16 protein-coding genes and 1 tRNA gene are annotated in these 16,116 nt (G+C 38.1%); 9 read left to right on the top strand and 8 right to left on the bottom strand.

The window, feature by feature from the left end; translation table 11 throughout:
* Positions 1-257: 257 nt before the first annotated feature.
* Positions 258-956: an NAD(P)H-dependent oxidoreductase gene (locus tag J580_RS19580; protein ID WP_017402626.1), complete on the bottom strand. Its 699-nt coding sequence runs from the start codon at positions 954-956 to the stop codon at positions 258-260.
* Positions 957-1,116: 160 nt separating this feature from the next.
* Between J580_RS19580 and J580_RS19575 the strand changes: the two genes are divergently transcribed.
* The gene (locus tag J580_RS19575; RefSeq protein WP_017402625.1) at positions 1,117-2,142 is read left to right on the top strand and encodes an AraC family transcriptional regulator; all 1,026 of its coding nucleotides are present in this window, start codon (positions 1,117-1,119) and stop codon (positions 2,140-2,142) included.
* Positions 2,143-2,190: 48 nt separating this feature from the next.
* Here the strand turns inward: J580_RS19575 and J580_RS19570 are convergent, their stop codons facing one another.
* Both J580_RS19570 and J580_RS19565 read right to left on the bottom strand, forming a co-directional pair.
* Complete coding sequence (locus J580_RS19570; RefSeq protein WP_017402624.1) at positions 2,191-3,183, bottom strand: fatty acid desaturase family protein; 993 nt, start codon at positions 3,181-3,183, stop codon at positions 2,191-2,193.
* A 104-nt stretch (positions 3,184-3,287) separates the two neighbouring features.
* Entirely contained in the window at positions 3,288-4,088 is an 801-nt protein-coding gene (locus J580_RS19565; protein ID WP_032005400.1) for a PaaX family transcriptional regulator C-terminal domain-containing protein, read from the bottom strand.
* Between the two features lie 353 nt (positions 4,089-4,441).
* Between J580_RS19565 and J580_RS19560 the strand changes: the two genes are divergently transcribed.
* The 4 genes from J580_RS19560 to hchA all read left to right on the top strand — a co-directional run bounded on the left by J580_RS19560 (position 4,442) and on the right by hchA (position 8,440).
* The gene (locus J580_RS19560; protein ID WP_017402622.1) at positions 4,442-5,260 is read left to right on the top strand and encodes an undecaprenyl-diphosphate phosphatase; all 819 of its coding nucleotides are present in this window, start codon (positions 4,442-4,444) and stop codon (positions 5,258-5,260) included.
* A 157-nt stretch (positions 5,261-5,417) separates the two neighbouring features.
* Positions 5,418-6,314 (top strand): AraC family transcriptional regulator, encoded by an 897-nt coding sequence (locus J580_RS19555; protein WP_032005398.1) that lies wholly within the window; start codon positions 5,418-5,420, stop codon positions 6,312-6,314.
* 31 nt (positions 6,315-6,345) lie between these two features.
* A complete protein-coding gene (locus tag J580_RS19550; protein ID WP_081403724.1) occupies positions 6,346-7,356 on the top strand; it encodes an NAD(P)H-quinone oxidoreductase in 1,011 nt (336 codons plus the stop codon).
* A gap of 208 nt (positions 7,357-7,564) precedes the next feature.
* Positions 7,565-8,440, top strand: a complete 876-nt coding sequence (hchA, locus tag J580_RS19545) for a glyoxalase III HchA (RefSeq protein WP_032005394.1) — start codon at positions 7,565-7,567, stop codon at positions 8,438-8,440.
* Between the two features lie 13 nt (positions 8,441-8,453).
* On the opposite strand, the gene J580_RS19540 is transcribed toward hchA, so the two are convergent.
* Positions 8,454-8,526 (bottom strand) — tRNA-Arg (locus tag J580_RS19540).
* 308 nt (positions 8,527-8,834) lie between these two features.
* Between J580_RS19540 and J580_RS19535 the strand changes: the two genes are divergently transcribed.
* Positions 8,835-9,089, top strand: coding sequence for a TIGR03643 family protein (locus tag J580_RS19535; RefSeq protein ID WP_002116175.1), 255 nt, complete (start codon positions 8,835-8,837; stop codon positions 9,087-9,089).
* Between the two features lie 102 nt (positions 9,090-9,191).
* Here J580_RS19535 and J580_RS19530 read toward each other — a convergent pair whose 3' ends face one another.
* On the bottom strand, positions 9,192-10,571 hold the full coding sequence (locus J580_RS19530; protein ID WP_031945084.1) for an amino acid permease: 1,380 nt from the start codon (positions 10,569-10,571) through the stop codon (positions 9,192-9,194).
* 379 nt (positions 10,572-10,950) lie between these two features.
* Here J580_RS19530 and prpF point away from each other — a divergent pair, with 379 nt between their 5' ends.
* The 3 genes from prpF to J580_RS19515 all read left to right on the top strand — a co-directional run bounded on the left by prpF (position 10,951) and on the right by J580_RS19515 (position 13,641).
* Positions 10,951-12,138, top strand: a complete 1,188-nt coding sequence (gene prpF, locus J580_RS19525) for a 2-methylaconitate cis-trans isomerase PrpF (RefSeq protein ID WP_032005392.1) — start codon at positions 10,951-10,953, stop codon at positions 12,136-12,138.
* Positions 12,139-12,302: 164 nt separating this feature from the next.
* Complete coding sequence (locus J580_RS19520; RefSeq protein ID WP_014207519.1) at positions 12,303-13,214, top strand: polyprenyl synthetase family protein; 912 nt, start codon at positions 12,303-12,305, stop codon at positions 13,212-13,214.
* A gap of 58 nt (positions 13,215-13,272) precedes the next feature.
* Positions 13,273-13,641, top strand: a complete 369-nt coding sequence (locus J580_RS19515; RefSeq protein WP_032005389.1) for an MmcQ/YjbR family DNA-binding protein — start codon at positions 13,273-13,275, stop codon at positions 13,639-13,641.
* Positions 13,642-13,712: 71 nt separating this feature from the next.
* On the opposite strand, the gene J580_RS19510 is transcribed toward J580_RS19515, so the two are convergent.
* From J580_RS19510 to J580_RS19500, 3 genes are all read right to left on the bottom strand, one after another.
* Positions 13,713-14,567 (bottom strand): SPFH domain-containing protein, encoded by an 855-nt coding sequence (locus tag J580_RS19510; RefSeq protein WP_002116544.1) that lies wholly within the window; start codon positions 14,565-14,567, stop codon positions 13,713-13,715.
* 28 nt (positions 14,568-14,595) lie between these two features.
* Positions 14,596-15,057 (bottom strand): NfeD family protein, encoded by a 462-nt coding sequence (locus J580_RS19505; protein ID WP_032005387.1) that lies wholly within the window; start codon positions 15,055-15,057, stop codon positions 14,596-14,598.
* 105 nt (positions 15,058-15,162) lie between these two features.
* Positions 15,163-16,080, bottom strand: a complete 918-nt coding sequence (locus J580_RS19500) for a patatin-like phospholipase family protein (RefSeq protein WP_014207516.1) — start codon at positions 16,078-16,080, stop codon at positions 15,163-15,165.
* Positions 16,081-16,116 lie beyond the last annotated feature (36 nt).

Genomic DNA, 16,116 nt, shown 5'->3' with positions numbered 1-16,116 from the left:
GTAAAAATATGAATTAAGTGATTATGAAATGAGTATTGGTAGTCATTTTTAGTTGATAAGTCTAGTTTCTCTACACCTGTATATTATTGATTAAATTTTATATTATTCATTTTATGAAAAAGTTTACCTTAATTTTTTTACCATTTGATCTATTTTTTGAGCAAATTTGGATTCTATATTTGAAAGTTATGTGTAATAAAAAACCGAAAATAATGATCTAAATTCGGTTATTCAATTTTAAGAGCTAAAACAGAGTATTAGAGTGGATAGAGTTTTTCATCAAATTGCTCAAGTTTGGGAAATTTTAATGACTCGAGCTGGTCCAGATGAGTAAGGTAGATTACATAGTCTTCAAGAAGGGTTTGTCGTGCTTCTTGGCTAATATACGGCACATGATAAGCAATGAATGGAGGTAAGACTTCAAAACCAGCATATGCCAAAGTACCACGTTGAATCGGGGATAAATAATTTTCGATTGGTCCGTGAATTGAGTTTTCTCCAAACATGTGTGTTCTACCACCGAGTGTTAAACACAACATCGCTTTTTTTCCTGCCATGCCACCATGATTGTAAAACCGTTTACCCCCATAAAAAAGTCCAGATACAAACACACGATCAATCCAGCCCTTTAAAATTGCTGGAACAGATGTCCAATAAAGTGGGAAATTTAAAATGACGAGATCAGCTTTTTTTATCTTTTCAATTTCTGCTTGAATATCTGGAGCTAGAAGCTGATTTTTGCTGGCATTTCTTTGTTCAAGTGCATAGTTAAAATAATCAGGTTGGTTAAGCTCTAAAAAATCTTCTTTGGATGCAACCGGGTTAAATTGCATCGCATATAAATCTGAAATTTCTACGCTGTGCCCCAATTCTTCTAAGGTTTGCTTAGCTGTACTTTTTAGAGCAGTGGTGAAAGACTGGGGTTCTGGATGAGCATGGACAATCAGAATGTTCATAGGGGAGGACCTGTATTCTTTTTTATAAATTGTGCTGTCTAGTGCAATTCAGCGGATTTTGTTTTGAATAACTATGCATCAATTTAAAAGCATGGCATAGTTCATGAACTGACAGTTTTTACCATTTCGCGCCATTTTATTTTGCTCATATGGGTTGCTCATGAATCCAGAATTACCCGGAACTTATATTAATTTAATCGTCGAGACTGTTAAGCGGTGGGGTGTCTCTGGTGAGCAGCTTTTAAATGGAAGCGGAATAACTTTAGACCAATTAGAAAAGCCTTACTGGTATGTTGAATTCAACATCTTAAATCAGCTTATTGAACGGGCGATCGAGTTATGCAAAGAGCCAGCACTAGCAGGGTATTTAGCTTTAAGCATGACGGCTTCATGTTATGGTTCAGTCGGAATGGCTGCCATAGTTTCTCCAAATTTAGGAGAAGCACTGAAAATACTTGAACAATTCATTGGTTCACGTTGTAAGGTTTTTAAACCGGAATTAAAACAAGAAAATAATGATGCATATTGGTCAATTCATCAGCCTGTCAATGCATTTCAGCTGAGCCCAAATGCCAACATTTTTTTGTTAGTCGGTTTTGTTCAAATTGCCAAAAAATTAACAGGGCTTTCTCATTTGGGAAAAGTTGAATTACCAATGCCAGAGCCGATAGGTTTTGGCCAAATCAGTCATCAACTGGCTGTAACTTGTTTATTTAACCAAAAGCGTAATCGTTGGATATTTCCAAAAGAGTATTTAGCACAACCTGTATTAACGGCAGACCCAATGCTAGCGCCGTTATTAAATGCGCAATGTAAGCGGGATATAGAGAAATTAAACTTAAAAAGTGGTTGGAAAGGCCAGGTCAAACAAGTTGCCGAAAAATTGCTTTTAAATGGGAATATTAACGCATTAAAAGTTGGGCAAGTGGCTCATATCATGAATATGTCAGAGCGAACTTTGCAACGCTATTTAGCTCTTGATGATACTAGCTTTACGCTCTTGGTAGACTCACTGAAAAAGGAGTATGCCCAGAAACTTTTAACTCAAAATAATATGTCGGTTGAAAAAGTGGCTTTAATGCTAGGTTATGCCGAGACTTCTCACTTCACTCGTGCGTTTAAGCGCTGGATGGGAGTGACGCCTAAATATTTCCAAACCAAACATAAGATGGATGATTTAAGTTAAAAGGCCACAAATTTAATTTCATGGCCTTTCATTTATGATTTGAGTCAATTAATTAGATTGTTCTGGCTTAGATGAGAGTGAATCAATCACTTCAAAATAGCTAGGTGGTGCTGGAACATGGCCGCGCGCTCTCAATAGACGATGCATACGCGGCAGTTTGAAGTAGGGCACCGAAGCCATTAAATGGTGTTCCATGTGGTAATTGACATGAATAGGCGCCACAAAACTTCTAGCAATCCAACCTGCACGTGTTGTTCGTGTATTGGTTAAAGCCGTATTACTCGTTTGCATACCTGCATGTTCGGCCATTGAGCGAATTCTTAAAAATAATGGAAACGGTGTTAAATAAGCTAGGGGCCATAACCAATAAAACCGTTGTTGACCAAAAGCTTTTAAAACACCATAAAGAGCTACATTGGTTGCAATGGCACCACTACTGTTTTTTATAAGACTTTTGGCATAGTCAACGAAATCTTTATTGCTTCGATCTAACCAGACCTGATCATTGGCAACAGTCCATTTCATTAGATCTAGATCCATTAACACTCGACCAAAGCTAAACTTTAATCCTGTCATACCTGTTAAGTCGCGTAAAAATTTACGAGTAAGCGATTTTTTATTTACAGGAAAACCAGAAACTAACGAAAGATCGGGGTCATCTGGAGTAGAGGTTTTTGCATGATGACGGACATGATGTACGCGGTATTTTTGTAAATCATTCCAGATTGGACGGGCGCATAGCCATTCACCTACAAAGTCATTTATTTTCTTATTTTTGAACAAGCTTTTATGAGATGCATCATGCATCAAAATTGCAAGGCATAACTGGCGACCCGCCAATATGGCCAAAGCTAGCATACAAGCAAGTAATTTGCCCCAGCTAGGTAAGTAATCCCACATCATGATTAAGCTTGCAAATGTTCCGCCAATAACAGCCCACGTACTTGCAACAGCCCAAGCACCGTATATGTCTGAGGGTTGTGTGAGTTCTTGTATTTCTTCTCTGCTAAATAGATCGGTCACACTCACTTGTGCATTCATTTTTATTCTCCCAATCAGATTTTGGTATCCATATCTTATATTACAAATATAATCATAAAATTTTAAAAAGTGAAATATTTGTTTGTAAAAAAATAAATCGCCCTTTAGTGGGCTAATTCATTTTCATAAAGTTTCTGCCATAGCTTTTGTCCAATCGAATCGAGCTGTTGTACATTTTGAGCAAACTGATTGCGGGCATGTTCATCAACAAATGGAGAAGGCAGTAGAGGATCATTCATGAGTAAGGTAATTGTTTCACGTCCTAATAACAAAGCTTGGGTAGCAGTCTCATTTAAGGATAGATTTTTATAGTTCAAAAGCCATTCTTGAATATCTTGACTATACATTTCATAGTTCTTTTCAAGCTGTTTGGTATCCCACAAAGAAGGAATTAACGAAACTGTTTTTGCGTCAAATTTTTGAATAATAGAAATTTTAGCTTCATTTTCAAGACCCGCTAAAATGAGCTCTTCACATGTTTTTTCAAAGCTATACGCTAAATTATCTGGACGTATATAAATTCCAGTTTCGAGTTCTCTAAAACCAAATTGACGTAAAGCGTGTTCTCTCTTTTTTAAAGCGGTTCGATCAATACGACCTAATGTCCCCGTAAATACTGCCAGATAGTGTTGTTGCCATTCTTTAGTCTGCTTAATGCCATTTTTACGATTCAAAATGACTTTTGCCCATTCTTTGGTTGATGGCGAAAGTTGATAAATACCGCGTTCTACACTTTCTATCATCCCTTCATTTAATAGCCGAGTCGTAGCCACACGTATACCGTTGTCACTCATATTAAAAAGTTTAGCAGCAATTAATATTTGTCTAATCGTGAGCTGAGGGTAAGCAGAGGAAAGAAATAAATCGATAATGAGATGGCGTGCATTAATTTTGGTATTTTTCATTCAGATTGAATTTTTGAGATGACCTGCATTTGATCAGAATAATATCATGTTTTTTTAAGGACTTTTTAAGATCATTTTGTAGAGTAAGTAAAGGTAAAAAGCTTTGTCTATAACAAGAAAAACTTTGGCAGTTCTTAACCAAGTTTTATCTTTTTACGATAGTTAACCCAAGTTTGTCATCATGATGTGATACATTATCGCACTTTAAATAAACTGCCTTTAACTAGGGGCAATAACCACAAACGTTAGAAATGATCTGATATTGAACTTGTGTTAAGTCTAATTTGGGACTTACCAATTTCGATAAAACAAATTTTAGGTCGTTCTAATGATTAACTTTCTTTGAGCAAGTTATGGAAAATTTTGAAGTTATAAAAGCACTGTTTTTAGGCTTTGTCGAAGGCTTAACTGAATTTTTACCCATCTCGAGTACAGGCCATTTAATTTTATTTGGTCATATTATCGATTTCCACTCAGACGGCGGTCGTGTATTTGAGGTCGTAATCCAGTTAGGTGCTATTTTGGCAGTGTGCTGGTTATACCGACAAAAAATTATTAACTTGATTAAGGGATTTTTTAGCGGTGATGTGGAGTCACGTCATTTTGCGATCAGTGTGCTTATTGCATTCTTTCCAGCAGTCATTATTGGTGTTCTAGCTGTCGACTTTATTAAAAGTGTTCTATTTAGCCCAATTGTGGTTGCGATTGCTTTGATTGTCGGTGCTCTTATTATTTTCTGGGTGGAATCTAGACAGTTTGAACATAAGACACTCGATGCGACTAAAATTACTTTTAAACAAGCGCTTTTAGTAGGTCTTGCTCAGTGTGTGGCGATGATTCCGGGAACTTCACGTTCAGGCGCAACAATTGTAGGCGGAATGTTTGCAGGTTTATCACGTAAAGCTGCTACAGAATTTTCTTTCTTCCTTGCTATGCCGACCATGTTGGGGGCTGCGACTTTTGACTTGATTAAAAATGCTGACGTACTTACCTCAGACAATATGGTTAATATTGGGGTAGGTTTCGTTGCTGCTTTTATTGCTGCGCTGTTTGTTGTAAAAGCATTGGTACTGTTTGTAGAACGTCACACGTTACGTGTATTTGCTTGGTACCGAATTGCACTCGGTGTAATCATTTTGATTGCAGCAATGTTCTTTAATTTATCGGCTTAAATAGCCTAATAAAGTGAAAAACCTAGAATGCTCTAGGTTTTTTTATGCCTAAAAATTGATTTGAATTGCCTATTTATACAAAGTAAACGTAAGACAGATGTTTTCATTTTAGGTTCATTGTTATATTGATTATTAGATTACCTCTCACAATAAAACTATGCCGCAAAATCATCTTACAGAACATTTGGTCGATGCATTTTTGCACTTGGCTCCAGCAGAAGGCCTCTATCCTACTTTTATTTCTAACATCACCTTAATGCGGGTAGATCATTCCACACCACCTGTTGCCGTGCTGCAAGAACCCTCAATTGTTTTAGTGATACAGGGGTTAAAGCGTGGATATATTGGTAAAGAAATCTTTCAGTTTCAACAAGGTCAGTGTTTATTTATCTCAATTGCAATACCGTTTGATTGCGATACTGTGGTTGAAAATAATGAACCAATGCTAGCGATAGCCATAAAATTTGAACCACAAATGATGACTGATCTCATTACTAAAATGGATAAACAGCAACAAGTGGTTACTGAAGATGCTCATTCAGAAGATTTAAAATTAAGCTGCGGGCTTAGAGTGATTGACATGAATGAGACTATTTCAGAGGTTGCTTTCAGATTACTCAATTTACTTCGTTCTAAACAAGATACTTTCATATTGGGTGAGCAAGTTAAAAGAGAATTAGTTTATCGTGTGGTGCAGGCTTCAGGTGGCAATCTAGTCGAAAGCTTATCTGCTATGGCAAGTCGAAATGGCGTGATTTACACCATTTGTGAAATTATTCAGCGTGATTATTATCATAACTTAACGGTTCAAGAGTTGGCGAAACAAGCAGGCATGAGCATCTCGCTTTTTCATCAAACTTTTAAAAAGGTGACGAATTATTCGCCCTTACAGTACATCAAAATTACTCGGTTACATAAGGCACGTGAGTTAATCATGAACAATAAAATGGGAGTCGCAGAAGCCGCCTATGAAGTTGGATATGTTAGTGCTTCACAATTTAGCCGAGAATTTAAACGACTGTTTGGCGTTCCACCCAAGTCCTCAATTATTTAACGTAGATTAGTATTTGAAATATAAATCAAACATGGAGCATTTTATGACCCTTCCAACAACCATGAAAATTATTGAAATTACGGCTCCTGGTGGACCTGAGGTTCTAAAAGTTCAAGATGCTAATATTCCAAAACCTCAAGCAGATGAAGTCTTAATTGAGGTAAAGGCTGCTGGAATTAACCGCCCTGATGTATTGCAGCGTATGGGTTTATATCCAATGCCTAAAGGTGTTACTCAAATACCCGGACTTGAAGTCGCTGGTGTTGTGGTTGCTGTAGGTGAACAAGTAGATCAATTCAAGGTTGGCGATAAAGTTTGCGCCCTAACAAATGGCGGCGGTTATGCAGAATATTGTGCGGTAACCGCAACTCAAGTATTACCAATACCTGAAAATTTATCATTTACTCAAGCTGCTGCGATTCCGGAAACATTTTTTACAGTTTGGGCAAATCTATTTGATATTGGCCGTTTAAAGAAAGATGAAACCGCACTGATTCATGGTGGGGCAAGTGGTATTGGGACCACAGCTTTAGCCATTTGCCATGCTTTGGGGATTAAAACTTTTGCTACGGTTGGTAGTGAAGATAAAGTTGAAGCGCTCTCAAGTTTAACGACAGCAATTAACTATAAAACCCAAGATTTTGAGCAAGAAATTTTGAAACATACTCAAGATCAAGGTGTTGATGTTATTTTGGACATTGTGGGCGGTTCTTATTTCACAAAAAATTTAAATCTATTAAAACGTGATGGCCGACTGGTCATTATTGGTTTTATGGGTGGACGAATCGCAAAAGAATTTGATTTACAAAAACTGATTTTAAAGCGTGCCACAATTACGGGCTCAACGATGCGAGCACGTAATAGCCAAGAAAAAGCCCAGATTGCCCAATCTTTGCATGAGCATGTGTGGCCATTATTGGCTCAAGGTAAATGTTTACCGCAAATCTATAAAACGTATGCTTTTTCAGATGTACAAAGTGCTCACGCATGTATGGAACAAGGTGATCATATTGGAAAGATCGTTTTAGAAATGAATGCGTAACACTGTAATCATTGAAGTTTGGGCGAACGACAGATTCGCCTAAACTGAATTTTATAATTCTAGATTCTGCCTATTTCTCTATAAAAATTGCCAAATTCTATTGGCAGATTGCACCAGTTCCATAACTTCACCTATAAATTGAGTAAGAAATAAAAATGGGTTCTTACCTTATTATTTCTTTCCATACTGATGAAAAAGGATAGTAACAATGAATACCGCAAATATTGATGATAAAAATCCTACTCCAGATTTGGCTGAAGATAATGCCTTTTTCCCATCACCTTATTCACTAAGTCAATATACTGCTCCTAAAACCGATTACGATGGCACGACTTATTCAACGCCGTATGCGGGCAATAAAAAAGTTTTAATGATTGCAACTGATGAACGTTATATTCAGATGCAAAACGGTAAGTTCTTTTCAACAGGTAACCATCCTGTAGAAATGCTTTTACCGATGTTTCATTTAGATAATGCAGGCTTCGAAATTGATATTGCGACACTTTCAGGTAATCCAACCAAGCTTGAAATGTGGGCAATGCCAAAACAAGAACAAGTGGTATTAGACACTTTTCAGAAATATGCAGATAAATTAAAAAATCCATTAAAGCTGGCTGATATTTTAGAAAACGCAGTGGGGGAAAACTCACCATATGCGGCTGTATTTATTCCAGGTGGGCATGGCGCATTAGCTAAGATTCCACATAGCCTTGAGGTGAAAAAAGTTCTTAAATGGGCGGTTGAACAAGATAAATTTATTATTACGTTATGTCATGGTCCAGCTTCGTTACTGGCTGCCGCAGTAGATGAACAGCCAGAAAACTATATTTTTAAAGATTATCAAATTTGTGTATTCCCTGATTCCTTAGATAAGGGAGCAAATATTGATATTGGTTATATGCCGGGGGCTTTACCTTGGCTAGTGGGTGAAAACCTTGAAAAGCTCGGTGTCGAAATTTTAAATAAGGGCATTACAGGCCAATGTCATAGAGACCGTAAATTGCTAACTGGCGATAGTCCGCTTGCTTCTAATAATTTAGGAAAACTTGCAGCTGAAACATTGTTGGCTGAAGTGAAGGATTAACGTATTAAGTATGTGCGCCCTGCGGGACTCGAACCCACGTCGGTCGCTTAGGAGGCAACTGCTCTATCCAGTTAAGCTAAGGGCGCATAATTTTATGATTATAAACAAAAAAGCTATTGCGAAGGCAATGGCTTTTTTACGTTTTAGTTATTAAAACTTTTGCCAGAGTGGCCAATAAAGATAAAGTTGAACCATTCAACGGTTTCGAACACTTATGTCTGTAGAAAAACAGTTTATAAAGCTAAAAAATCACAAAAACTTCATGTTGATCTTTCTATGATCTGAAGTAAAACACGAAAAGGTTTAAGACAAGCAATTCAGTAGATGAAACTATTCCCGAAAGGTTGTTTGTTAAAAATCAGATTTAGCTACCTATAATTCAAAAGGGCAGAGCATGAAAAAAATTGATGAACAGGACTTATCTAGAATTATTGAAATGGCATGGGAAGATCGCACTCCATTTGAAGCAATTGAGCGAGAGTATGGCTTAAGCGAAAGCGAAGTTATTCGTTTAATGAGATACAACCTAAAAACCAATAGTTTTAAACTTTGGCGTAAACGTATGGCAGGGCGTAAAACTAAGCATCAGCAATTACGTTCACCAGAGGTTGAACGAGCTTACTGTTCTCGTCAGTATAAATATGCATAACTTCTAATTTTATTGTCGATGAAATTTTAATACTTACAACGCGTAATTTTCTAATGATGAATAAAAAAAGCCATTGTCTAGACAATGGCTTTTTAGATTTATTTATTCTTCAGGATTCTCAATGGAATCTAGTTTTTTAGGATTTAAATAGTCAAAAAGTATAAGCATTGCCGTAATCCAAATAGGGATCATCATTACTGACTCTTTGAAGCCTTGAGTCCACATAATATAGAGAACCACAGCAATAAACGCTAAAACTAAGTAATTACTAAAAGGTGACCATAACGCTGGAAAAGATGTCTTAATATTCGCGTGCTTAACAAAGCGTCTATACTTCAAATGTGTAATTGATATCATTGCCCAGTTTAGAACAAGTGCGCCAACCACAACGTACATAAGATGTCCAAGAGCATCTTCAGGTACAAAGTAATTTAAAAGAACGCAACCAAAGATTAATAAAGCAGAAAGCAGAACAGCGGGAATAGGAACCCCCTGTTTATTGGTTTTTGCAAAAACTTTTGGTGCATTCCCTTGTTGAGCGAGACTGTATAGCATACGGCTATTTGCAAACATCCCACTGTTATAAACAGATAGAGCAGCAGTTAAAATAATAAAGTTCAGTAAGTGTGCAGCCCAACCAATTCCCATTTGGCTAAAAATCATAACAAATGGACTTTTGTCGAGACCGCCAAGATCTAATTGGTTCCATGGCACTAATGAAAGTAAGATCGCTAGTGAACCGATATAGAAAATCAAAATACGGAAAACGACTTGGTTAATTGCTTTTGGAATCGTTTTTTTCGGATCTTTTGCTTCTGCTGCGGCCATACCAATCAGTTCAATACCACCAAAGGCGAACATCAAGAAAGCCAACATATAGAAGAGGCCGCTAAAGCCATTTGGAAAAAATCCACCATGAGACCAAAGGTTACTAAATGAAATATTTGAGCCTACATCTGCTGTAAATAGCAAATAAAGCCCAAAAACAATCATAGAGATGACCGCAGCAACTTTAATAATAGCGAGCCAGAATTCGGACTCACCATAAAATTTGACGTTTGTTAGGTTAATTGCCGTAATCACGACAAAGAAAAATAAGACAGACGTCCACGCTGGAATATGAGGCCACCAATAATTAATATATTTGGCCACTGCGGTGAGTTCGCTCATCGCAACCAGAACGTAGAGTATCCAATAATTCCATCCAGTTAAAAATCCAGGAAATTTCCCCCAGTATTTATACGCAAAATGGCTGAACGATCCTGCAACAGGTTCTTCAACAATCATTTCTCCCAGGTGGCGCATAATTAAAAAAGCAATTAAGCCACCAATGGCATATCCTAAAATAATGGATGGTCCCGCAGATTGAATCACTTGTGCCGAGCCTAAAAATAATCCGGTACCAATTGCTCCACCCATAGCAATTAATTGGATATGTCGATTTTTTAGTCCTCGTTGAAGTGTAGAAGATTCGTTGGTCAAAGGTCTTCACTCACTATGAATAAGTAAATTATTCTAATAGATGGAGTTATTTTAGCCTAGACTACAAATTAATAAGCAGTGACTGAAAAGTAATTGTAAAAACTATTTAAAATCATAATCTTGCTTTTAATATTTCTATTTCGAGTGAAAAGTACTCTAAAAAATATAATTTCGGATAGACTTTTTTTCTTAGATTTTGCTTAGATTAAGTCATTGCAAGAGCATTGTTAAATTCACAAAATATGCTCACGTCAATACGATTGATGTATAAAGCAGATCGCTATCTCTTGACCTTAAAACAATTTAAGATGAAGAGAAGGGTAAAACAAGAATGCTTGTTTTGATATAGAAGAACATAATAGTAAGGATAACAGTTGATATGAGCTCAGTACCGCAAATTAAAATTCCAGCAACTTATATGCGTGGTGGAACGAGTAAAGGTGTCTTTTTTAAGCTTGATGATTTGCCGGAAAAAGCCCAAGTTGCAGGACAAGCAAGAGATCAGCTCTTACTACGTGTCATCGGTAGCCCAGACCCCTATGGGAAACAAATTGATGGAATGGGTGGAGCCACTTCGAGTACCAGCAAAACTGTTATTCTCGCTAAAAGCACTCAGCCAGATCATGATGTCGATTATTTATTTGGTCAGGTTTCAATTGATCAAGCTTTTGTAGATTGGAGTGGTAACTGCGGTAATTTGACTGCGGCTGTTGGTTCTTTTGCGATTTCAAATGGTTTAGTAGATGCAGATCGTATTCCAGAAAATGGCCTATGTACGGTTCGAATCTGGCAAAAAAATATTCAAAAAACGATTATTGCGCATGTGCCTATTACCAATGGACAGGTTCAAGAAACTGGAGACTTTGAACTGGATGGGGTGACGTTTCCTGCTGCTGAAGTTCAAATTGAGTTCTTAGATCCTGCCGATGATGGTGAAGAAGGCGGTGATATGTTCCCAACAGGGAATGTTGTTGACCAATTAGATGTTCCTGATATTGGCCGTTTCCAAGCGACATTCATTAATGCAGGTATTCCAACTATTTTCTTAAATGCAGAAGATTTGGGTTACCAAGGTACAGAGCTACAAGATCATATTAATAGTGATGCAGCAGCACTAGCACGTTTTGAAAAAATCCGTGCCTATGGTGCGGTACAGATGGGTTTGATTAAAGATATTTCAGAAGCGGCTGCGCGTCAGCACACACCCAAAATTGCTTTTGTTTCTAAACCGAAGAGCTATACGGCATCAAGCGGTAAAAACGTTTCAGAGAGTGATGTTGATTTACTGGTTCGTGCTTTGTCGATGGGTAAATTACACCATGCAATGATGGGAACAGCAGCAGTAGCGATTGGTACGGCAGCTGCCATTCCGGGTACATTAGTAAATTTAGCAGCTGGCGGTGGTGAACGTGAAGCAGTACGCTTTGGTCATCCATCTGGGACATTACGTGTTGGTGCTCAAGCTGAACTCACAAATGGCCAGTGGATTGTTAAAAAGGCGATTATGAGTCGTAGTGCACGTGTGTTAATGGAAGGTTGGGTACGCGTTCCAGGTGACAGTTTCTAAAAGTCACTTAAAAATGAAAAAAGCCTCTCCATTTTGTAGAGGCTTTTTTACATGGGCCTTCGAAAACTCATCACGCACTTTTCATAGTGAATCGTGTATGATGTAGCGCATGAATGCTTCATGACATTCAATAAAATTTCTCTACTGATTTTATCGAGGCGACTGTGTCATCACTCTCTCAAGTTAATGCGGATGTTTTAAAACAAGCTCAACAACGTATTCAACAAGATTTATTGACGACACTGGCCGCATTTTCAATTCCAGAACCTTTAAAAAGTGCAGTACACCATGCAGTCATGCTTGGTGGAAAACGTGTGCGTCCAGCTTTATGTTATGCCACGGCTTCTTTACAGCCAAATCCGAATTTTGCTGCGGCTCGCCGTGCTGCGGTTGCAGTTGAACTTATTCATTGTTACTCACTAGCGCATGATGACTTGCCTTGTATGGATAATGATTTACTGCGTCGTGGTCAGCCGACTTGTCATGTTGCGTTTGGTGAAGATACGGCTTTGCTTGCAGGCGACATTTTACAATCAATGGCTTTTGAGGTTTTAGGGAGCCGTTTGTTCGATGAACAAGGGCAGGGTACCGATGCCGCGATTGTATTAAAACAAATGCAGATTTTAGCAACTGCCAGCTCCAAAATGGTCTCTGGACAGGTATTAGATTTGCAAGCTGAAGGTAAGCAAATTACTCAAGACGAACTTGAAAATATCCATCGCAATAAAACTGGTGCGCTCATTCAGGCTGCCATTATGATGGGTGCCGTGACCATTTTCTCTGGAACAGATCAAGCAATTCCAAAGTTGCGTCAATATGGGCAGACCATTGGTTTGGCTTTTCAGGTATTAGACGATATTCTCGATATTACTTCGAGTACTGAAACCTTGGGTAAAACTGCAGGTAAGGATGAACAAGTACAAAAATCGACGTACCCAGCCTTAATGGGGCTCGAACAAGCAAAGTCGTATGCTAAAGAGTTGCATGATCAAGCTTTTGAGGCTTTAGCTCATTTTGGTGATGATGCAAAAGAATTAGTAGATATCTCACAATTCCTTTTAGCGCGTACTAATTAATAATATTAAATCAATATTCATAACTTCTATTCATATTCAATGAATAAGGGAGAAAAGAATGAATGGTGCTCAGCTTCATCAAGCTGCAATTGAAATCGCTCGCAATCTTCCCTTTAGTCAACAGTCCCATCCTTTTGGTCCAGACTATGAAGTTTTTAAAATTTTAGAAAAAATATTCATGCTGACCGCAGAAGTAGCTGGCGTCAAAATGATTAATATCAAATGTGATCCTTATAAAAGTCAGGAATATCAAGAACTCTATTCATTTATTGTTCCGGGATATCACATGAATAAAAAACACTGGGTTTCGATTACACCGCATAAGAACTTAACAACCGATTTACTTCAAGATTTAATTAGCGACTCTTATGATTTGGTTGTAAAAAAACTCCCTTTGAAAGATCAGAAAAAATTAAAAAACCAATAATATAAAACATAATAAAACGGCGACATAGTAGTCGCCGTTTTGATTTCAATTACGTATTGAAAGTAACTAAATTAATTATGTTTTCCCATAATTCCGCGAATTGTATTTAAAACATCGGCAGGTAAAACCACAGTTTTAGCATTGCTTGATTTCGCCATATCTTGCATTGCTTTGACATACTGTTCACCTAATAGGTAGGCAACTGGCGTTTCTTTATCACCCACTGCACTTGTCACCATCTCAATGGCTTTTTGCGAAGCTTCAGCCAAAACAACTTGTGCTTCTGCATCACGGCGAGATGCTTCTAAGCGACCATCAGCTTCTAAAATTGCAGCTTGTTTTTCACCATCAGCTCTCGTTACTGTAGCACGGCGTTGACGTTCTGCGGCAGCTTGAGCTTCCATGGCAGCTTGCATGGTGGAAGAGGGCTGAATGTCTTGAATTTCAACAGTTTTTAAAGTGATGCCCCAATCTGAAATATCATCAGAAATCGCAGCTTTGAGCTTCGCTTTAATATGATCTCGTGAAGACAAAGCATCATCTAGATCCATTTCACCGACAATAGAACGCAGTGAAGTTTGTACAAGGTTTTGAATTGCCCATGTATAGTTTTCAATACCATAGACCGCTTTCTCTGGTGTGGTTAAATTAATATATGCCACAGCATTCATAAGTAATACAGCATTGTCGCGCGTAATCACTTCTTGAGATGGGATATCTAACACAATATCTTTAGTGGTAACTTTATAAGCCACTTCATCAACATAGGGAATCACAAAATTAAGCCCGGGATTAAGGGTAGAATGATATTTCCCTAAACGTTGAACAATCCACTTATAACCCTGAGGAACAATACGAACCCCTTTAAAAATGGTGACAGCCACAAAAGCCAAAAAGGCTAAAACAATAATAGTACCGACTGGCATGAAAATACCCTCTCTTTATCTTTAATGTTTATGAAGTACCATGGGACTGGACAATTAAGTCGTTACCCGAAATATCAATAACTCTAACCCGATCACCAACTCTGACTGGTGTGGTGCTTCGACAGTTCCACTCATCGGCCCCTAAAATGGGCATTGGAAAGCGAACGATAATTTGATCATGGTCGAGACCGGTTTGGATCACCATACCAATTTGACCAATAGTCGCTTCACGGGGTAATCCCGCTTTTGTTTTATCAATTGATAATGGTTTAATAAATTTGAACCAAAGAATGGTGCATAGCACTGACAGAACTATCCACAATACAATTTGCGTTGTGAGGCTAATATCTGGAAATAACCAGTAGAGAAAGCACACCATAATGGCGGCAATACCAAACCAAAGCGCGGCAAAGGCGGGTAGAATCAGTTCAGAAAGAATAAGTAAGATACCCAATACAAACCAGTGCCAAGGTTGTATAACAAACTCCATAGATCTGCTCTTTTATATATCTTTATGATGGGTAAAAGTGACTCAATATCACTTTTACCACTGTAGCAGATGATGGGGAGTGTGGATAGAAAAAAACCACCTCAATTAGAATTTAGGGCGTGGTGCAGGCTTAAACGCAGCTGGAGATTTTTTGAAGTTTGCAATTGCAGTTTCAACTTGGCGTATTTGCGCTTGAGCTGCTTTTTCGCCTTCCAAAATTGCTTGGTTACTTGATTTGAGATCAAGAGTACCTAGATGACCAACTTTAGGTTGAATGACAACATTGGCCTGCTTGAGCTCTTCATTAATACTTTGTTGACCCATGATATTAATGGTTTGATCAAGTAATCCCCACATATTTGCTGGGCGATTTCCTGCTGGACGCGCAGAAATATCGACTGCAATCACAATATCCGCACCCATATCACGAGCAGTTTTAACAGGAATTGGGCTAACCAATCCACCATCTACATATTTCTGCTTGCCAATTGTCGCTGGTACAAACACATTTGGAATACTACAAGATGCACGTACGGCTTGGCCTGCATTACCTTTAATGAAGTCAGCTTTTTGACCATTATCAAGGCGTGTTGCCACGGCAGCAAAACGGATTGGGAACTTCTCAATCGGTTTATTGCCTACATTACGGTTCACGTAGTCCTGTAACTTTTGTCCAAGAATAATACCCTGACGATTAAGTGTTAAATCGCGGATATCTGACTCTTGTAACTTTAGAGCCAGACTTTGCAATTGATAAGGCGTTTGTCCACTTGCGTAGATACTTCCAACAAAGCTACCGGCACTGGTACCTGTGACAATTTTAGGTTTAATTCCGTGAGACTCTAAAACCTTAATTACACCAATATGTGAAAATCCTTTTGCTCCACCGCCACCTAAAGCAAGTGCAATCACAGGTTCACGGGCTTTCATTGAGGTTGTCGGTGTTGGTGTTTTGCTAAATTTATCACAGCCAAATAGTGCTAGAGAGATAAATCCAATACTGGCAAATTGAGCAATTTTCATCTTTAAAAATAATCTACGTCGAGATAAATTAAGAGG

It is taken from the genome of Acinetobacter sp. 1542444 (assembly GCF_000581835.1).
GTDB lineage: Bacteria > Pseudomonadota > Gammaproteobacteria > Pseudomonadales > Moraxellaceae > Acinetobacter > Acinetobacter pittii.
This window is presented reverse-complemented; position numbering and strand designations above follow the sequence as displayed.

Bases quoted from the DNA above. Each gene is read 5' to 3' on its own strand.
- J580_RS19575 (WP_017402625.1), top strand. From the start codon at position 1,117: ATGAATCCAGAATTACCCGGAACTTATATTAATTTAATCGTCGAGACT.
- J580_RS19560 (WP_017402622.1), top strand. From the start codon at position 4,442: ATGGAAAATTTTGAAGTTATAAAAGCACTGTTTTTAGGCTTTGTCGAA.
- J580_RS19500 (WP_014207516.1), bottom strand. From the start codon at position 16,080: ATGAAAATTGCTCAATTTGCCAGTATTGGATTTATCTCTCTAGCACTA.
- J580_RS19565 (WP_032005400.1), bottom strand. From the start codon at position 4,088: ATGAAAAATACCAAAATTAATGCACGCCATCTCATTATCGATTTATTT.
- prpF (WP_032005392.1), top strand. From the start codon at position 10,951: ATGAGCTCAGTACCGCAAATTAAAATTCCAGCAACTTATATGCGTGGT.
- hchA (WP_032005394.1), top strand. From the start codon at position 7,565: ATGAATACCGCAAATATTGATGATAAAAATCCTACTCCAGATTTGGCT.
- J580_RS19580 (WP_017402626.1), bottom strand. From the start codon at position 956: ATGAACATTCTGATTGTCCATGCTCATCCAGAACCCCAGTCTTTCACC.
- J580_RS19505 (WP_032005387.1), bottom strand. From the start codon at position 15,057: ATGGAGTTTGTTATACAACCTTGGCACTGGTTTGTATTGGGTATCTTA.
- J580_RS19515 (WP_032005389.1), top strand. From the start codon at position 13,273: ATGAATGGTGCTCAGCTTCATCAAGCTGCAATTGAAATCGCTCGCAAT.
- J580_RS19550 (WP_081403724.1), top strand. From the start codon at position 6,346: ATGGAGCATTTTATGACCCTTCCAACAACCATGAAAATTATTGAAATT.
- J580_RS19510 (WP_002116544.1), bottom strand. From the start codon at position 14,567: ATGCCAGTCGGTACTATTATTGTTTTAGCCTTTTTGGCTTTTGTGGCT.
- J580_RS19570 (WP_017402624.1), bottom strand. From the start codon at position 3,183: ATGAATGCACAAGTGAGTGTGACCGATCTATTTAGCAGAGAAGAAATA.
- J580_RS19555 (WP_032005398.1), top strand. From the start codon at position 5,418: ATGCCGCAAAATCATCTTACAGAACATTTGGTCGATGCATTTTTGCAC.
- J580_RS19535 (WP_002116175.1), top strand. From the start codon at position 8,835: ATGAAAAAAATTGATGAACAGGACTTATCTAGAATTATTGAAATGGCA.